The sequence below is a fragment of the Actinoallomurus bryophytorum genome (assembly GCF_006716425.1).
GTDB classification, from domain to species: Bacteria; Actinomycetota; Actinomycetes; order Streptosporangiales; family Streptosporangiaceae; genus Actinoallomurus; species Actinoallomurus bryophytorum.
On sequence record NZ_VFOZ01000001.1, the window covers coordinates 4255994 to 4270824 of the forward strand.

Annotated in this window: 12 protein-coding genes and 1 pseudogene; 7 read left to right on the top strand and 6 right to left on the bottom strand. The window is 71.1% G+C overall.

Annotated elements, in window-relative coordinates:
* Positions 1–31: 31 nt before the first annotated feature.
* Positions 32–445 carry a DoxX family protein gene (locus FB559_RS20120; RefSeq protein ID WP_141957061.1) on the bottom strand — a complete coding sequence of 138 codons (414 nt, stop codon included), beginning with the start codon at positions 443–445 and terminating at the stop codon, positions 32–34.
* Positions 446–532: 87 nt separating this feature from the next.
* Positions 533–1297 (bottom strand): aldo/keto reductase, encoded by a 765-nt coding sequence (locus FB559_RS20125; protein WP_141957062.1) that lies wholly within the window; start codon positions 1295–1297, stop codon positions 533–535.
* Between the two features lie 20 nt (positions 1298–1317).
* Between FB559_RS20125 and FB559_RS44725 the strand changes: the two are divergent.
* Positions 1318–2247, top strand: a pseudogene (locus FB559_RS44725) (MmyB family transcriptional regulator); the annotation flags it as partial.
* A 5-nt stretch (positions 2248–2252) separates the two neighbouring features.
* Here the strand turns inward: FB559_RS44725 and FB559_RS20135 are convergent.
* From FB559_RS20135 to FB559_RS20150, 4 genes are all read right to left on the bottom strand, one after another.
* Positions 2253–3134: a hypothetical protein gene (locus FB559_RS20135; protein WP_141957063.1), complete on the bottom strand. Its 882-nt coding sequence runs from the start codon at positions 3132–3134 to the stop codon at positions 2253–2255.
* Between the two features lie 117 nt (positions 3135–3251).
* A complete protein-coding gene (locus FB559_RS20140; protein WP_141957064.1) occupies positions 3252–3752 on the bottom strand; it encodes a SigE family RNA polymerase sigma factor in 501 nt (166 codons plus the stop codon).
* 73 nt (positions 3753–3825) lie between these two features.
* The gene (locus FB559_RS20145) at positions 3826–4713 is read right to left on the bottom strand and encodes a hypothetical protein (protein ID WP_141957065.1); all 888 of its coding nucleotides are present in this window, start codon (positions 4711–4713) and stop codon (positions 3826–3828) included.
* A 180-nt stretch (positions 4714–4893) separates the two neighbouring features.
* Positions 4894–6066, bottom strand: coding sequence for an aminoglycoside phosphotransferase family protein (locus tag FB559_RS20150; protein ID WP_185792309.1), 1173 nt, complete (start codon positions 6064–6066; stop codon positions 4894–4896).
* A 193-nt stretch (positions 6067–6259) separates the two neighbouring features.
* Between FB559_RS20150 and FB559_RS20155 the strand changes: the two genes are divergently transcribed.
* The 6 genes from FB559_RS20155 (at position 6260) to FB559_RS20180 (ending at position 14716) form a co-directional block, all read left to right on the top strand.
* On the top strand, positions 6260–6835 hold the full coding sequence (locus tag FB559_RS20155) for a hemerythrin domain-containing protein (RefSeq protein ID WP_141957066.1): 576 nt from the start codon (positions 6260–6262) through the stop codon (positions 6833–6835).
* Between the two features lie 31 nt (positions 6836–6866).
* The gene (locus FB559_RS20160) at positions 6867–8231 is read left to right on the top strand and encodes a cryptochrome/photolyase family protein (protein WP_141957067.1); all 1365 of its coding nucleotides are present in this window, start codon (positions 6867–6869) and stop codon (positions 8229–8231) included.
* On the top strand, positions 8221–9750 hold the full coding sequence (locus tag FB559_RS20165) for an SDR family oxidoreductase (RefSeq protein ID WP_141957068.1): 1530 nt from the start codon (positions 8221–8223) through the stop codon (positions 9748–9750). The genes FB559_RS20160 and FB559_RS20165 overlap by 11 nt, the downstream gene beginning before the upstream one ends.
* Positions 9747–10529, top strand: coding sequence for an EI24 domain-containing protein (locus tag FB559_RS20170; protein WP_246121771.1), 783 nt, complete (start codon positions 9747–9749; stop codon positions 10527–10529). Before FB559_RS20165 ends, FB559_RS20170 begins: the two co-directional genes overlap by 4 nt.
* Before the next feature lie 102 nt (positions 10530–10631).
* Positions 10632–12350 carry a hypothetical protein gene (locus FB559_RS20175; RefSeq protein WP_141957069.1) on the top strand — a complete coding sequence of 573 codons (1719 nt, stop codon included), beginning with the start codon at positions 10632–10634 and terminating at the stop codon, positions 12348–12350.
* A gap of 164 nt (positions 12351–12514) precedes the next feature.
* The gene (locus FB559_RS20180; protein ID WP_141957070.1) at positions 12515–14716 is read left to right on the top strand and encodes an acyl-CoA dehydrogenase family protein; all 2202 of its coding nucleotides are present in this window, start codon (positions 12515–12517) and stop codon (positions 14714–14716) included.
* The last annotated feature ends 115 nt before the right edge of the window (positions 14717–14831 follow it).

Below are 14831 nucleotides of genomic sequence, written 5' to 3' on the forward strand. Positions count from 1 at the left end.
CTGGCGTCATCCCTGGTCAACCGCGCACACCTCACGGTCCACCACCGCGAGCACGCGATCGAGCGAGGGAGGAAACGCGGCGGTCCGCCGGCCGCAGCGACCAGGAAAGGGCGGTAAGGAGGGCGAGCGGGATCAGGATGGCCAGTTCGCCGGACCCGTAACCGACGATGAGGTGGGAGGCGATGGCGCCGGTGTCGGTGAAGATGACGCCGGCGTAGGCCCACTCCTTGAGCAGCGGAAAGCGCGGAGCGAGCAGCGCGATCATGCCGAGCAGTTTCCAGGTGCCGAGGATGACGAGGAAGTACGGCGGGTAGCCGAGGTGGTCGACGAGGTCGCGAACCTGCGGCGTCCGCGACACGTCCCACGCTCCGCCGACGCCCAGCTCGGCGGCGACGAGCAGGGTGGCGACCCAGTACACGGCCTTGGCCCTGATGAGACCACTCATGATGTGCATCTCCCGGATTGGTCCGTCACCGACTTGACGGATCGCACCGCGACGATGTGACCGCGGCCTCGCCCGTGTTCCCGCGGCTTATTCGCGGCCCGCCGAGGTGAAGTTCATGTCGGCGTAGCGGTGGCCGGTCACCTGGGCGGCGATGGGGTCGAGCAGTGCCAGCTCGTCGGCGGTGAGGGTGATGCGCGCGCCGGTCGCGTTCTCGATCACCCGGGTACGCCTGCGGGTGCCGGGCATCGGCACCACGGGCAGGCCGAACACGTCCTGCTGGGCGCGCAGCCATGCCAGCGCGATCTGAGCGGTCGTCGCCTCGTGCGCCTCCGCGATCTCACGCAGCGGGGTGAGCAGGTCGTGGTTGGCGCGGTCATTCCCCTCGGCGAAGCGCGGCATGGCACGGCGGACGTCGCCGGCCTCCAGGCGCTGGACGGAGGGGACGGCACCGGCGAGGACGCCCCGGCCCAGCGGCGAGTACGGCACCAGCGCGGTCCCGAGCGCGGCGGCGGCCGGGACGACGTACGTCTCGATGTCCCGGCTGAACAGCGACCATTCGGACTCCACCGCCGTGATCGGGTGAACGGCGTGCGCCGCCCGCAGTTCGTCGGCCGTGACCTCGCTGAGGCCCAGATGCCCCACCTTGCCGGCCGCCACGAGTTCGGCCATGGCGCCGACGGTCTCCTCGATCGGCACGTTCACGTCGCGCCGGTGCATGTGGTAGAGGTCGATGTGATCCACGCCCAGACGCCGCAGGCTGTGGTCGGCGGCGCCGCGGATGTAGGCCGGATCGTTGAAGATCCCCGGCTTCTGGTGCACCAGCCCGGCCTCACCGGCGATCCCCGTTCTCATGACCGGGCCGCCGGTTCTTCCTCGACCCGAAGTCACGTACGTTCTTCCCGGACTGGGCGACCGACGCCGAGTCCGTCACCGCCGAACTGCGCGTACAGGCCGCACGGCACCCCGACGACGAGTGGCTCGCCGCGCTGATTCGCGAGCTGGACGCCACGAGCCCGGAGTTTCGCGCCCTGTGGGCGGATCACACGGTCAAGGAGAAGACGCGGGGCCTCGAACGCATCGACCATCCGATCGTCGGCGAGCTCGTGTTCACGTACGAGCGGCTCGCCCTGGCCGACGACGACGAGCAGGCCCTGATCGCGTACACGGCCGAGGCCGGTTCGCCCACCGCCGAGCGCCTGTCCGTGCTGGCCAGCTGGACCGCGGCCGGAGACGCGGGCGCGGCCCCCCGGGCGGCGAACGGCCGGCGGCTCGGCCGCGCACCGATCGGCGAGCGATTGGGGCCTGTCCCGAAGTCCTTCGTACGTGCGAGGGTGGCGGGCATGGCGACGGAGCGGTTCGAGGTCCAGCGCGAGATCGCGGCGAAACCCGGGGAGGTGTTCGCGCTGCTGTGCGATCCCGGCGGGCATGTGGCGATCGACAGCTCCGGGATGCTCCAGTCCGCGGACGGCGATCACGTACGGCAGGTGGGCGACGAGTTCGTCGTGCACATGGATCGGGAGGCGCTGGGCGACTACCCGATGGGCAGGTACGACGTCAGGGTGATCATCACCCGGTTCGAGCAGGATTCGCTCATCGAGTGGACGATCTCCGGGGCGATCCAGCCTCCGATCAGGCATCTTTACGGCTATCGGCTCGAGGCGACGGAGACGGGCACCAGGGTGACGTCGTACTACGACTGGAGCCAGGTCGACGACAAGTACCGCGACAAGGGCATCTTCCCCGTCATCCCCGAAGCCGCCCTGCGCGCGACCCTCGGCATCCTCGCCAGAAACGTCGAATAGATCCGCTATTCGGCGGGGCTCGGTTCGTCGGCCGGGAGTTCGCGAGGAGCGCGGCGGCGGAAGACGGCCGTCACGGCGACGGCGAGCACGAGGCAGCACACCGCCAGTGCGAAGACCAGCGCGCTCGCGGACTCGTTCCACAAGGACAACTCGTCGGGAGTGAGGCGGTACAGCACCGCTGCGAGCACCGGGCCGGCCGCGCCGGTGGCGATGGACACGGCCCACGCGCCCGTACGACGCGCGGTGACGCCGCTCAGGATGCCGGCCAGGACCAGCACCACCACCGCGACGGGAAGCATCGTCGGCAGGTGGTAACCGAGGTTGTGCGGCAGGTCCGCCGGCAGCGAGGATCCCAGCGAGTCCAGGAAATCCAGGCCCAATGGTTGCACGAGGCCGGCGTATACGACCGTGTTGGAAACGAGTGAGGTGAACACCAGCGCGGCGGCCCACAGCAACGCCACGTACGCCGCCAGTCCTCGTCCGATGGCCGGTGCCACCGCGACGGCCGACGCGCCGACGATGCCGAGCAGAATGCCGGCCAGCAGCGCGGAGACGACGTTGTGCCGCATGCCGTCACTGCTGAAATGGGCCGCCAGCGGATACACCGCAAGCGTCCCGGCGGCGGCGGCGAGTACGGCCACCCCGCGGGTCTTCAAGCCCAGATCACGCCGCGCGCCCGCGATCGCGACGGCCAGCGGCACCGCCATCGCGCAGTACCACGCGACAAGGGTCACCTGAGCGCCCTGGACACGGTCGTCGCCTCCGCCGAAATCCGCGCCGAGCGTCGTGATGTCCGTGAGTTCCGCCACCGTGACCTGTACGAGGCCGAGTACGGCACCCGCGGCCGCGGCGACGATGATGGCGGTGGTGTTCCGCACTGCGCTCATGAAATGTAGGACTTTAACAGAGCCCGTGCGTTTTCGGCCTGATTTACGGTGCAGTGATATTTAATGCCAGTAATGGTCGGGCCGATGTTTCCTGTATGGCGCAATATGCCACAGACCTCAGCCGATATCCCGGTGAGCCGATCCGGCCGGGGCGTCCTCCCCGAGAAGGGCGCGGAGTTTCGTGAGTGACCGCATGCTCTGGATCTTGACATTGCCCTCGGAAATACCGAGCAGGCCGGCGACGTCACGGACGCTCAGGTCCTCCCAGTAGCGAAGCACCACGACCGCCCGGTCGCGCGCCGGCAGCCGGCCCAGCGCCTCGAACAGGGTGAGCCGCAGATCGGGGCCGTCGTCGGCGGCGGGGATCTCCGGGAGTTCCTCGACCGCGAGCTCGTCAGAGCTGCGCCGCCGCTTGTGGTCGAGAAAGGCGCGGAGCAGGATCTTCTTGGCGTACGCGTGCGGATCGTCGATCCGGCGCCACTTGAGGTAGACCTTGGCGAGTGTGATCTGCGTCAGGTCCTGGGCGAGATGCCAGTCACGGCTGAGCAGGAATGCCGTCTGCCGCAGCCGGACCACGGCCGCCTCGGCGAAGTCGGAGAACTCGCCGTCGTCACGCATGGGGGATCCTCTCGCTCGGTGACGTGATACGGCGGGCCCGCGGAGATGGCGTGGCCCGCCGTACCGGCGGCGGTCAGTAGACGGTGGGCATGGAGGGGTGGTCGGTGGCGGCCTTCTTGACCAGCGCGGAGTCCATCTTGGCCCCCCAGCCGGGGAAGGCGGCGATCTTGAGCACCTGGCCCGGGGTCAGCGCGACCGTCCCGGCAGGGTTCTCCTTGCCGTTCCAGGCCAGCCAGGTCGCCGTGAACACGGTCACGACGATGCCGTTGCCGTGGTCGACCGTCGCCGATGCCGTTCCGTCCGCGTCCTTCTGGAAGAGGGCGCGGCCGCCGCCCGGCAGGTCCCTGCAGCCCGGCCGCTTCTGCGCCATGAGGGCCGCGTAACGCCGCCGGACCTGTTCCTGCACCTTCTTGTCAGTACTGGCCTTGAGCTCGGCCGCCTCCTTCGAGGCGAGGCCCTCGGTGTTGGGGGTGGTGCTGCACGCCTTGTCGCTGAGGCCGCCCTTGTAGACGAAGGCGCGGACCATGCCCGGTCCCTTACCGGAGTCCAGGTAGATCTGGCCGAACGCGTACCGGTTGGCCTCCTTGGACCCCTGGGCGAAACCACTGGTCCTGCCCGCCGGCAGCAGGCGAGCGAGCTGCTCGACCACCGCCGCGTCGGTGACCGGGGACTTCGGACCGGACGGCTGCTTGATCACTGTGGAGGTCGAGCTCGCGGCGAGGACGGGTACGGGCCCTTTCAACGGGGCCGCCTCCCGCTGCGGGCTCTTCCCCGGGACGACCAGGAAAGCGCCGACGGCCAGTGCCGCCACCGCGCCGGTGGAGCCCAGACCGATCCAGGCCCTGCGAGTACGCCGCGCGCGCCGGCCGTCACGTACCGCATCGTCGAGCAGGTCCCCCAGCGGTGGCTGCCGCTCGGCGGACATCTCTTCACGGAACATCATTCGAAGCCTCTCGTCCATCTCGTACCTCTCTTCGGACCGGGGCGCGCGCTCCTGTCCGTAAGGACGGGATGGGTGGCTGCTTTGGTTACGAGATCCATCATGACCGGCGCCGGTCCGCGATCGATGGCCGGGAAGGCAGCCGTGACCAGGCGGCCGGCGGCAAGGCGGCGGGACCGGTCGTCCGCTACCCCCGGGCGGTCACGCGTGGCGCAGGGCGCGGCGGACGGTGACGACGGGATCGTCGAGGTGATAGATCCGCTCGGACGGCTCGATCCCGTCCAGGAACTCCTGGTAGCGCACGGCGTAGGCCAGGTGCCCGAGGGGCTCGCCGATGGCCAGGGCACGGGCCGGGTGGCAACCGGGGCGGTGGGATCTCCAGGCGTCGGCCCAGGCCCGTACGGCGATGGGCCGCTTGCCCTCGGGAAGGAAGTCGCGGACCCGCAGGCCGTCCAGCACCGGGTTGCCGAGGTGCGCGTCGGCGAAGTCCATCACGACCGGCGGCCCGCCGTCGCCGCGCCAGTTGCCGGGATGGAAGTCCCCGTGCACGACCGTGTCCGGCAGGCCGCAGTCATCCAGCATCGGCCAGCGGCGTACCAGGTCGTGCGCCACCGCGCGTTCGCCGGCGGTCAGCTCACCGCCGACCGGGCCGTCGAGCAGCGCACGCACCCGATCGGCGATCACCGGCGAACGCCCGTCCGGCAGCCCCTCCGGAGGAGAGACGGCGGTCTGCGCGGCGACCCAGCGCTCGACGGCACTGATGATGACCGGGGCGGAGGCGTCCCAGCAGTCCTCGCCGGGCAGGTGTTCGAGCAGCATGCGCCGGTCGCCGGCCGCGATGACCTGCGGGACGAGGCCCGGGTCCAGCCGCGCGAACGCGGCGATGACGCCGGCCTCGTCCGTGGCGAAACGGGGTGTGGCCTTCAGCCAGACCGGCCCCTGCCGGGTCGGCAGCCGGAACAGCCCGGCCAGATTCCAGGTCCGGTGCTGCTCGACCGGCCCGGTCGGCGGGCGGCCGGCGGCGGCCAGGATGTCCGCGGCCCACCCGAGCAGCTCCCGCAGACCGTCGAGCCGTGCCCACGGCGAGCGCAGCTCGTGTGAGGCGCCCAGGCCCGCGTGGTCGATGGGACGTGCGGGGACGCGCGTCGGGGGGTGCAGCGCCTCGGCGTGGTACGTCACGTGGCCGTCCCGGCCGCCCTCACCATGCTCGACCTTCAGCAGTCGCAGCACGAGCACCGGAACCCCGAGCTCGCGGCGCAGGTGACCGGCGACCGACCCGACCTCGGACCACCACGCGGTCTCCACGGCGAACGGCCCGACGGCACCGAGGGGATCGCCCTCATGGGTCACCAGCGCGGTGACGGTCCGTCCCATGCCGCCAGTGTGAGCGCCCCTGCCACCATCGGCGAGCGATTAAGAGCCGTGGTGGCCCTCACCTGCGGTTTTGCGTCGGGCGGCGTTTCGCCGGGCCGGCGGACGGGCAGGGCCGCAAGAGATCACGGACGCGTCCGCACCCGGATCTCAGGGCGAACATGAGGGGCCATCGGCGACAAGCCAGAGAGGCGTCATGAACCGACCCGATGACCTGATCAGCATGCTCAAGGAAGATCACCGCGAGCTGAGACAGCTGTTCGTCGAGGTGGAGTTCCTGTCCGGCGGGGAGAGCCTGCGGCGCACGCTGACCGACCAGCTGATCGTCGAGATGGTGCGGCACGCGGTGGCCGAGGAGGCCTACCTCTACCCGGCGTCCCTCGAGTACCTGCCAGACGGGGCCTGGATCGTCGAGCAGGCGATCATCGAGCACGAGTGGCTGGAGGGGATACTGCGACAGCTGGAGGCGCCGGACCTACCGGACGACCACTTCTCCTACCTGCTGGCCAGGCTGACCCCCGACACTCGCCGCCACATGGACGATGAGGAGGAGCGGATCTTCCCGCTGCTGAGCGAGTACGTGAGCCGGGAGCAGCTGGTCGTTCTCGGCGAGCTGGCCAGGAAGGCCAAGGAGAGGGCGCCCAGCCGGCTCGACGCGGGATCGCAGAACCGGCTGACCACGCTGCTGGAGACGGGCGCGGGACTGGTCGGACGTGTCCGTGAGCACCTGTGCGGCCGCGGGAAGGCCTACCCGGAGCTCCCAATGCGTTGATCCTGGCCGGAAGGGGGAAGGGCCCTGGTTGATGACCGTCGCGATCGCTCTTTTCACCGCCGACCTGCGGACCCACGACAGCCCGGTGCTCCGTGGCGCGCTCGACTCGGCCGACCAGGTGGTGCCCCTGTTCGTGCTCGACGACGGGGTGCGCGCAGCCGGGTTCGTCACGCCCAACCGGGCGGCGTTCCTCACCGGCTGTCTCGCCGACCTCGACCGGGCGCTGCGGGAGTACGGCGGGCGGCTCGTGGTGCGTTCCGGCGACGTCGTACGTGAGGTCTGCCGGGTCGCCGAGGAGACCGGTGCCGGGCAGGTGCACGTCGCGGGCGACGTCAGCGGGTTCGCCCAGAACCGCGAGGAGCGGCTGCGTACGGCGCTGTCGGCCGCGCGGCGGGAGCTGCGGGTGCACGAGGCCGCGCTCACCGTGGTCCCGCCCGGCGCGGTGACCCCGGGCGGCAAGGAGCACTTCGCGGTGTTCACCCCGTACTTCCGCCGGTGGAGTGCCGTGGGCGTGCGCCGGCCTCTGGCGGCGCCGGCGAAGGTCTCCGTGCCCGACGTCGACTCCGAGCCACTGCCCGAGGCGTCCGGCTTCGCCCCCGGCCGTCCCTCACCCGAACTGCCGGCGGGCGGCGAGAGCGAGGCGCGCCGCCGCGCCGAGGCGTGGCTGGCCGGGCCGATCGACCGGTACGCCGACCTGCACGACGACCTGGCCGCCGACGCCACCTCACGGCTGTCGCCGTACCTGCACTTCGGCTGCGTCTCCGCTGCCGAGCTCGTGCACCGCGCGGTGGGGCGGGGCGGTACGGGCGCGGAGGCGTTCGTCCGGCAGGTCGCCTGGCGCGACTTTCACCGGCAGATGCTCGCGGACCGCCCCGTGATCGCGCGCGCCGACTACCGGCCGAGGGGAGACCGGTGGCGCGCCGACGACGCGGAGGCCGCGGCGTGGCGCGAGGGGCGTACCGGCTATCCGCTGGTCGACGCCGCGATGCGCCAGCTCGCGGAGCAGGGGTGGATGCACAATCGCGGCCGGCTCATCACCGCCAGCTTCCTCGCCAAGACCCTCTACGTGGACTGGCGGGTGGGAGCCCGCCACTTCCTGGACCTGCTGGTCGACGGTGACGTCGCGAACAACCAGCTCAACTGGCAGTGGGTGGCCGGCACCGGCGCCAGCACCCGTCCCGGCCAGATCCTCAACCCGCTGGTGCAGGCGAGACGCTTCGACCCCCATGGCGACTACGTACGCCGCTGGGTGCCCGAGCTGCGCGAGGTCGACGGGGCGCCCGTACACCGGCCGTGGCTGCTGCCCGACGCCGAACGCCGGCGACTCGACTATCCCGAGCCCATCGTCGACCTGGACGAGGGCGTGAAGAGATTCCGGAGAGCACGTGGCATCTGAGACCGAGAACGCCGACGGCCCGCTCTGCCTCGTCACGGGGGCGACGGGCTACATCGGCGGGCGTCTCGTACCCGAGCTGCTCGCCCACGGATACCGCGTACGCTGCGCGGCCAGGTCCCCGGAACGGCTGCGTGACCAGCCCTGGAGCTCCCGGGTGGACGTGGTGCGCGCGGACCTGACCGACGCCGAGTCCATGCGACGGGCGCTGGAGAACGTCGAGGTGGCGTACTACCTCATCCATGCCCTGGGCAGCGGCCGTGACTTCGGTGAGACCGACCGCCGCGCCGCGAGTGTCTTCGCCGCCGCGGCGAAGGAGGCCGGGGTGGGCCGCGTCGTCTACCTCGGCGGCCTCGCGCCGTCCGGCGACGGGGAGGTGTCGGAGCACCTGCGTTCGCGCGCCGAGGTCGGGGAGATCCTGCTGGCCTCGGGCGTGCCGACCGCGGCGCTGCGGGCCGCCGTGGTGATCGGTTCGGGCTCGGTGTCCTTCGAGATGATGCGCTATCTCACCGAGCGCCTGCCGGTGATGGTCACGCCACGCTGGGTCCGTTCGCGCATCCAGCCCATCGCCGTACGCGACGCGCTGCGCTACCTCGTCGGCTGCGCCGCCCTGCCGCCCGGCGTGAACCGCTCCTTCGACATCGGCGGGCCGGACGTCCTGACGTACGAGCAGATGATGCGCAGGTACGCGGCCATCGCCGGGCTGCGCCCCCGCCGGATCAGGCCCGTCGGGGTGCTCTCGCCCCGCCTGTCCAGCCTGTGGGTCGGCCTGGTCACGCCGGTACCGGGCGGCATCGCGCGGCCGCTCGTCGACTCGCTCCGCCACGAGGTCGTCTGCCACGAACACGACATCGCCGAGTACGTGCCCGACCCACCGGAGGGCCTGACCGGCTTCGACCGGGCCGTGCAACTGGCGCTCAAGCGCATCGGGAGCGGTGACGTCGCGACCCGCTGGTCCTCGGCGTCCGTGCCGGGCGCCGCCAGCGACCCGCTGCCGACCGACCCCGACTGGGCCGGCGGCAGCCTGTACGTCGACGTGCGCGAGTCCTCGGTCGCCGCGTCACGCGAGGCGCTGTGGCAGGTGATCGAGAGCATCGGCGGCGAGAACGGCTGGTACTCCTGGCCGCTGGCCTGGACCGCGCGTGGCCTGTTCGACCGCCTGGTGGGCGGTGTGGGGCTGCGGCGCGGACGCCGCGACCCGTACCGGCTGCGCATCGGCGACTCACTGGACTTCTGGCGCGTCGAGGAGCTCGACCCGGGGCATCTGCTGCGCCTGCGGGCCGAGATGCGGCTGCCCGGCCTCGCGTGGCTCGACCTGACCGCGATCGAGCGGGACGGCCGGACCTGGTTCCGGCAGCGGGCGCTCTTCCACCCGCGCGGGCTGCCCGGTCAGTTCTACTGGTGGGGCGTACGGCCGTTCCACGGGATCATCTTCGGCCGGATGCAGCGCAACATCCGGCGCGCGGCCGAGGCACGGGAAGGCTGTGCGCCGCGGTCCTCTGCTCCTACTCTTGGCGGGTGAAGAACTTCATCGCCGGGGTGCGCTACTTCACCCGTGGGCTCGGCTGGGCGGCGCGCCGCCCGGGGCAGTGGTTGTTCGGCCTGATCCCGGCGCTGATCGTGCTGGTGGTGTACATCGTCGGCCTGACCTTTCTCGGTGTGTACCTCACCGATCTGGTCAAGGCCGCGAGCCCGTTCGCCGACCACTGGTCCGCCGGGCCGCGCGACACGGTCCGCGTGCTGATGGCGATCCTCCTCTTCGGCGCCGCGATCATGATCTCGATCGTGACGTTCACCGGCGTCACGCTGCTCGTCGGCGAGCCCTTCTACGAGAGCATCTCCGGACGTGTCGAGGAGTCGGCGGGAGGGTTGCCCCCGGAGGCGGATCTGTCGCTGTGGCGGCAGCTGATGTACGGCCTGGGCGACGCCGTCATCGTCGGGCTGATCACCGGGCTGTTCGCGGTGGTCTTCTTCGCGCTGGGCTTCCTGCCGGTCGTCGGGCAGACCGTCGTGCCGGTCGTCGCGGCGTGCGTGTCCGGCTACTTCCTCACGCTCGAGCTCACCTCCATCCCCCTCGAACGCCGTGGCCTGCGCCGCCGGGACCGGTTCGCGCTGCTGCGCCGCAACCGGGCACTCGCGGTGGGGTTCGGTGCCTCGGTTTTTGTGGTGTTCCTCATTCCGCTGGGTGCGCTGATCGCGATGCCGGGCGCCGTGGCGGGCGGCACGCTCCTCGCCCGCGAACGCCTTGCGGACCAGGGTGTTTCCGCACGTCAGGGCCTGTCGTCGGCGGATGTCGGTTGAGGCGGCCGTAACCTCGATGCCACGCTGTGGATAACAAGCTGTGGCCGGAGCGTAATTAGTGACGTAAGCGAGAAATGTTGATCTTCACGTACCCTGTGCGGCATGTCGGATCAGGGGGACGCCGGGCAGTGGCGCCCGGCCACCAGCCAGAGCGACCAGTACTCCACGCCCGATGACACCACCGGGCCACTCCCAGCGGTTTCGGGAGATGAGGACGACACACCGGGCTTTCCGTCCGTGAGCGATCCGTCTGAGTCCTGGTCCGCCACCGATGACGACGAGTCACCGACCGGAGGGTTCCCGGCGGTTCCGCCGGAGGAGCCCGCCGCGCCGATGGGTCGGTCGCCGTTCGAGCCGGTCAACCGCACGACCTTCTCGGCCGAGGAACCGGTCTCGCCGCCGGAGCCGGAGGACCCGGGACCCAACGGGACGACGCCGCGCTTCGGCACCGGGGTACGGGATGCCGAGGAGGAGCCCTCCTTCGGGTCCGGCTCTTTCGGCGAGTCCTTCCGCGAGCCGGGTGGGTCATCGTCCGGCTCGGACGAGTCGTCCTTCGGTTCGTTCGGGTCCGGTTCGTTCGGGGAGAGCTCGTACGGGGACTCGGGCGGGTCGGCGCCCGGCAGAAGCTCCTTCGACTCGTTCGGCTCCGGTTCGTTCGGCTCCAGCTCGTTCGAGGACAAGCCGTTCGAGGACAAGCCGTATGGCGACAGGGCGTTCGGGGACCGGTCGTACGACGACCAGCCGTACGGCGCGCGCGAGTCCTCCTACGGGTCGGGCTCCTTCACCTCCGAGCGCGACGAGACGGGCGCGCCGGGCACCGGGGCGTTCGAGGTCCCGCCCCGTCCGCCCGCCCCGGAAAAGGGCGTGACGGCCGAGGACGAGGCGGCGGAGAACGACTTCTTCGCCTCCGATGACCACCCGCCGATGTGGGACAAGGTGGTCGCACCCTCCGGGCCGCCGCCCAAGCCGGGCAAGCCGAGCAGCGGCAACCTGCGGCTGCCCGACTGGATGCGGGACGAGAACGGCAACCCCACCGGGCCGCCTGACGGTGGTGGCGGCATGTCCCATGAGGAGGACGGCCACTCGCGGCGTCCGCTGTACCTCGGGCTCGGCGTCCTGGTGGCAGGTCTGATCGCGGTCGCCGGCGTCTATGTGCTCAAGGGCAACGGTGACAGCCAGGCGTCGAACGCCGCGGCGCCCACCCGTACGAAGGCGCCCGCGCAGACTCCCGCGCACGCGCCGACGAACAAGCCGTTGCCGCGCAAGCAGCTTCCGAGGTTCAAGGGCGTGCACACGAAGACGGTCGGGCGGGTCACCGATCCGCGCTCCGGCCTGTCCTACCCGCGGCTCGCCAAGCCGTGGGCGCCGGCGCCGAAGAAGAGCCCGATGAACGAGCTCGGCTTCAGCGTGAGCCAGTTCGCCGTGACGGAGAAGTCCGGCGTACGGCCGAACCACTGGGCCAGGCTGATGAGCGCCGAGCTGTCCGGAGCCGCCGCGGACACCTACAACGGACCCGGCAGCGAGCGCGACGCCACGGCCGAGGCCGCCCAGGTGTACGAGGCACGGATGTTCAACTTCCAGCACAAGAAGAGGCTGCTGGCCTCCGAGCCGCTGAACCTCGGCGGGCACAAGGGCTGGCTGGTCAGCGACTACGTCACCTACCACCGCCCGGGGACCAAGGCCACCGGTGACGTCGTGACGGTGGCGCTGGTCAACACGGGCAGGAAGACCCCCGGGGTCCTGTTCATGTCGGTGCCCAACACCAACAAGAAGCTCTGGCCCGACGTCAACTTCGTCGTGCGCTCTCTCCGGGTCGGCTGACCCACCCCGATCGGAGACGCCCCGGTGGTCGCAGGTGACCACTGGGGCGTCTGGGGTCTCAGAGAAGCTACTGAGCGGTACGTTTCACGCCGAATCCCATTCCAACAAGCGCCCGGCGGCCTCTAGGGTAGGCCGCAAGAGGACGTCGCGAATGGGGTGTTGAGATGGGCATCGGGCTGACCGAGGAGCACGAGGCACTGGCCGACGCGGTGCGCGGATGGGCGGAGCGCAACGCGCCCGTCAGCGTCGTACGCGCCACGCTCGATGCCGATGAGGAGAGCCGTCCCGCCTTCTGGACGGGCCTTGCCGAGCAGGGTCTGCTGGGTCTGCACGTACCCGAGGAGTTCGGCGGCCAGGGCGCGGGCCTGCTGGAGCTCGTGGTGGCCCTGGAGACCCTCGGACGCGCGGTCGTGCCCGGCCCTTACCTGCCGACCGTGCTGGCCAGCGCGGCGCTGCTGCGGGCCGACGAGTCGGTCGAGGCGCGCAAGGCGCTGCTGCCCGGTCTGGCCGACGGCAGCACGGTCGGCGCGCTGGGCCTGGCCACCGGTCTGACCGGCCGGCGTACCGACGCGGGCCTGACGATCAGCGGCACGGCCGAGCCGGTGCTCGGCGGGGCGCTGGCCGACGTGATCGTGCTGCCGGTCAGCACCGACGACGGCGAGGAGTGGGTGGCCGTCGACGCCGGCGCGCTCACCGTAACCCCGCTGAAGAGCCTGGACCGCACGCGACGGGTGGCACGGGTCGAGGCGGCGGACGTGACCGTTCCGGCCGACCGGATCCTGACCGGGCTGGAGGGCGAGGAGGTCCTCGATCTCGCCTCGCTGCTGCTCGGCGCCGAGGCGGCCGGCATCGCCGCGTGGTGCGTCGACACGGCGGCGAGCTACGCGAAGGTGCGTGAGCAGTTCGGCCGGCCGATCGGGCAGTTCCAGGGCGTCAAGCACAAGTGCGCGCGCATGCTCATCGAGCTGGAGAAGGCCCGCGCGGTCGTGTGGGACGCCGCACGCGCCTCCGACGACCCGGCCGAGGAGTCGGGCTTCGCGGCCGGCGTGGCGGCCGTGATCGCCCCGGACGCCGCGCTCCGGTGCGCGCGCGACTGCATCCAGGTGCTCGGCGGCATCGGCTTCACCTGGGAGCACGAGGCCGGCCTCTACCTGCGCCGCGCCTCGACGCTGCGCGTCCTGCTGGGCCCGGCCAAGGACTGGGCCGGCTCGGTCGCGACGCTGGCGCTCGACGGCGTACGCCGCGCGGTCGAGGTGGAGCTGGACGAGGACACCGAGCCGCTGCGTAACCGCATCCGCGCCGAGGTCGCCGAGCTGGCCGCGATCTCCGATGAGAAGGCGCGGTTCGCCAGGATGGGCGACGAGGGCTGGGTGTTCACGCACCTGCCCAAGCCGTGGGGCAAGGCGGCTCCGCCGATGGAGCAGGTGCTGATCCTGCAGGAGCTGCGCGCGGCCGGCGTGAAGGGCCCGCAGCTCGGGATCGGCGCGTGGGTGGTCCCCTCGCTGGTGGTGTACGGCACGCCGGAGCAGCAAGAACGCTTCCTCGCCCCGACGCTGCGCGGCGAGATGATCTGGTGCCAGCTGTTCAGCGAGCCGGGCGCGGGCTCGGACCTGGCGTCGTTGCAGATGAAGGCCGAGAAGGTCGAGGGCGGCTGGAAGCTCACCGGCCAGAAGATCTGGACCTCGGTCGCCAAGCAGGCCGAGTGGGCGATCTGCATCGCGCGCAGCTCCAGTGAGCCGAAGAAGCACGACGGCATCACCTACTTCATCGTCGACATGAAGTCCGAGGGCGTCGACGTCCGTCCGCTGCGCGAGCTCACCGGCGCGGCGATGTTCAACGAGGTCTTCCTGGACGGCGTCTTCGTGCCCGATGACCGCGTGGTGGGCGAGGTCGGCCAGGGCTGGAAGGTCGCCCGCAACACCCTCAGCAACGAGCGCGTCCAGCTGTCCAGCGGTTCCGGCTCACTGGGCGCCGGCACGAAGGAGCTCCTGGGCTTCTTCAAGCCCCAGGACCTGGACGCGGTCAAGCGCGCGGAGCTGGGGGAGTACCTCTGCGAGGGCCAGGCGATCGACCTGCTCGGCCTCCGCCTCACCCTCAAGCAGATCTCCGGCCACGAACCGGGCGCCGAGGCGAGCGTACGTAAGCTGCTGGGCGTGCAGTTCAACCAGCAGGCCGCCGACTTCATCTGGGAGTCGCAGGGCGCCATGGCGTCGGAGGAGGACATGACCGCCGCGACGGGCCTGTGGGCGCGCTACATGCTGTTCAGCCGCTCGATGACCATCTACGGCGGCACGACCGAGGTCCAGCTGAACGTCATCGCCGAACGCATGCTCGGCCTGCCCCGCGACCCGGAGCCGGGCAAGTAGCACTGCTGCGAGTCAGGAGCCGGCCCCTGAGACGGGGTCGGCTTCTTCGGCGAGCCGCAGCTCTTCAGACGTGCCGGTGTCCCTGCCGGGCGGGTTCCCACAGACCACGTGCGGT

What these genes read in the sequence shown, in the direction of transcription:
- FB559_RS20120 (WP_141957061.1), bottom strand. Translation starts at nt 445, where the DNA reads ATGAGTGGTCTCATCAGGGCCAAGGCCGTGTACTGGGTCGCCACCCTG.
- FB559_RS20125 (WP_141957062.1), bottom strand. Translation starts at nt 1,297, where the DNA reads ATGAGAACGGGGATCGCCGGTGAGGCCGGGCTGGTGCACCAGAAGCCG.
- FB559_RS20135 (WP_141957063.1), bottom strand. Translation starts at nt 3,134, where the DNA reads ATGAGCGCAGTGCGGAACACCACCGCCATCATCGTCGCCGCGGCCGCG.
- FB559_RS20140 (WP_141957064.1), bottom strand. Translation starts at nt 3,752, where the DNA reads ATGCGTGACGACGGCGAGTTCTCCGACTTCGCCGAGGCGGCCGTGGTC.
- FB559_RS20145 (WP_141957065.1), bottom strand. Translation starts at nt 4,713, where the DNA reads ATGGACGAGAGGCTTCGAATGATGTTCCGTGAAGAGATGTCCGCCGAG.
- FB559_RS20150 (WP_185792309.1), bottom strand. Translation starts at nt 6,066, where the DNA reads ATGGGACGGACCGTCACCGCGCTGGTGACCCATGAGGGCGATCCCCTC.
- FB559_RS20155 (WP_141957066.1), top strand. Translation starts at nt 6,260, where the DNA reads ATGAACCGACCCGATGACCTGATCAGCATGCTCAAGGAAGATCACCGC.
- FB559_RS20160 (WP_141957067.1), top strand. Translation starts at nt 6,867, where the DNA reads ATGACCGTCGCGATCGCTCTTTTCACCGCCGACCTGCGGACCCACGAC.
- FB559_RS20175 (WP_141957069.1), top strand. Translation starts at nt 10,632, where the DNA reads ATGTCGGATCAGGGGGACGCCGGGCAGTGGCGCCCGGCCACCAGCCAG.
- FB559_RS20180 (WP_141957070.1), top strand. Translation starts at nt 12,515, where the DNA reads ATGGGCATCGGGCTGACCGAGGAGCACGAGGCACTGGCCGACGCGGTG.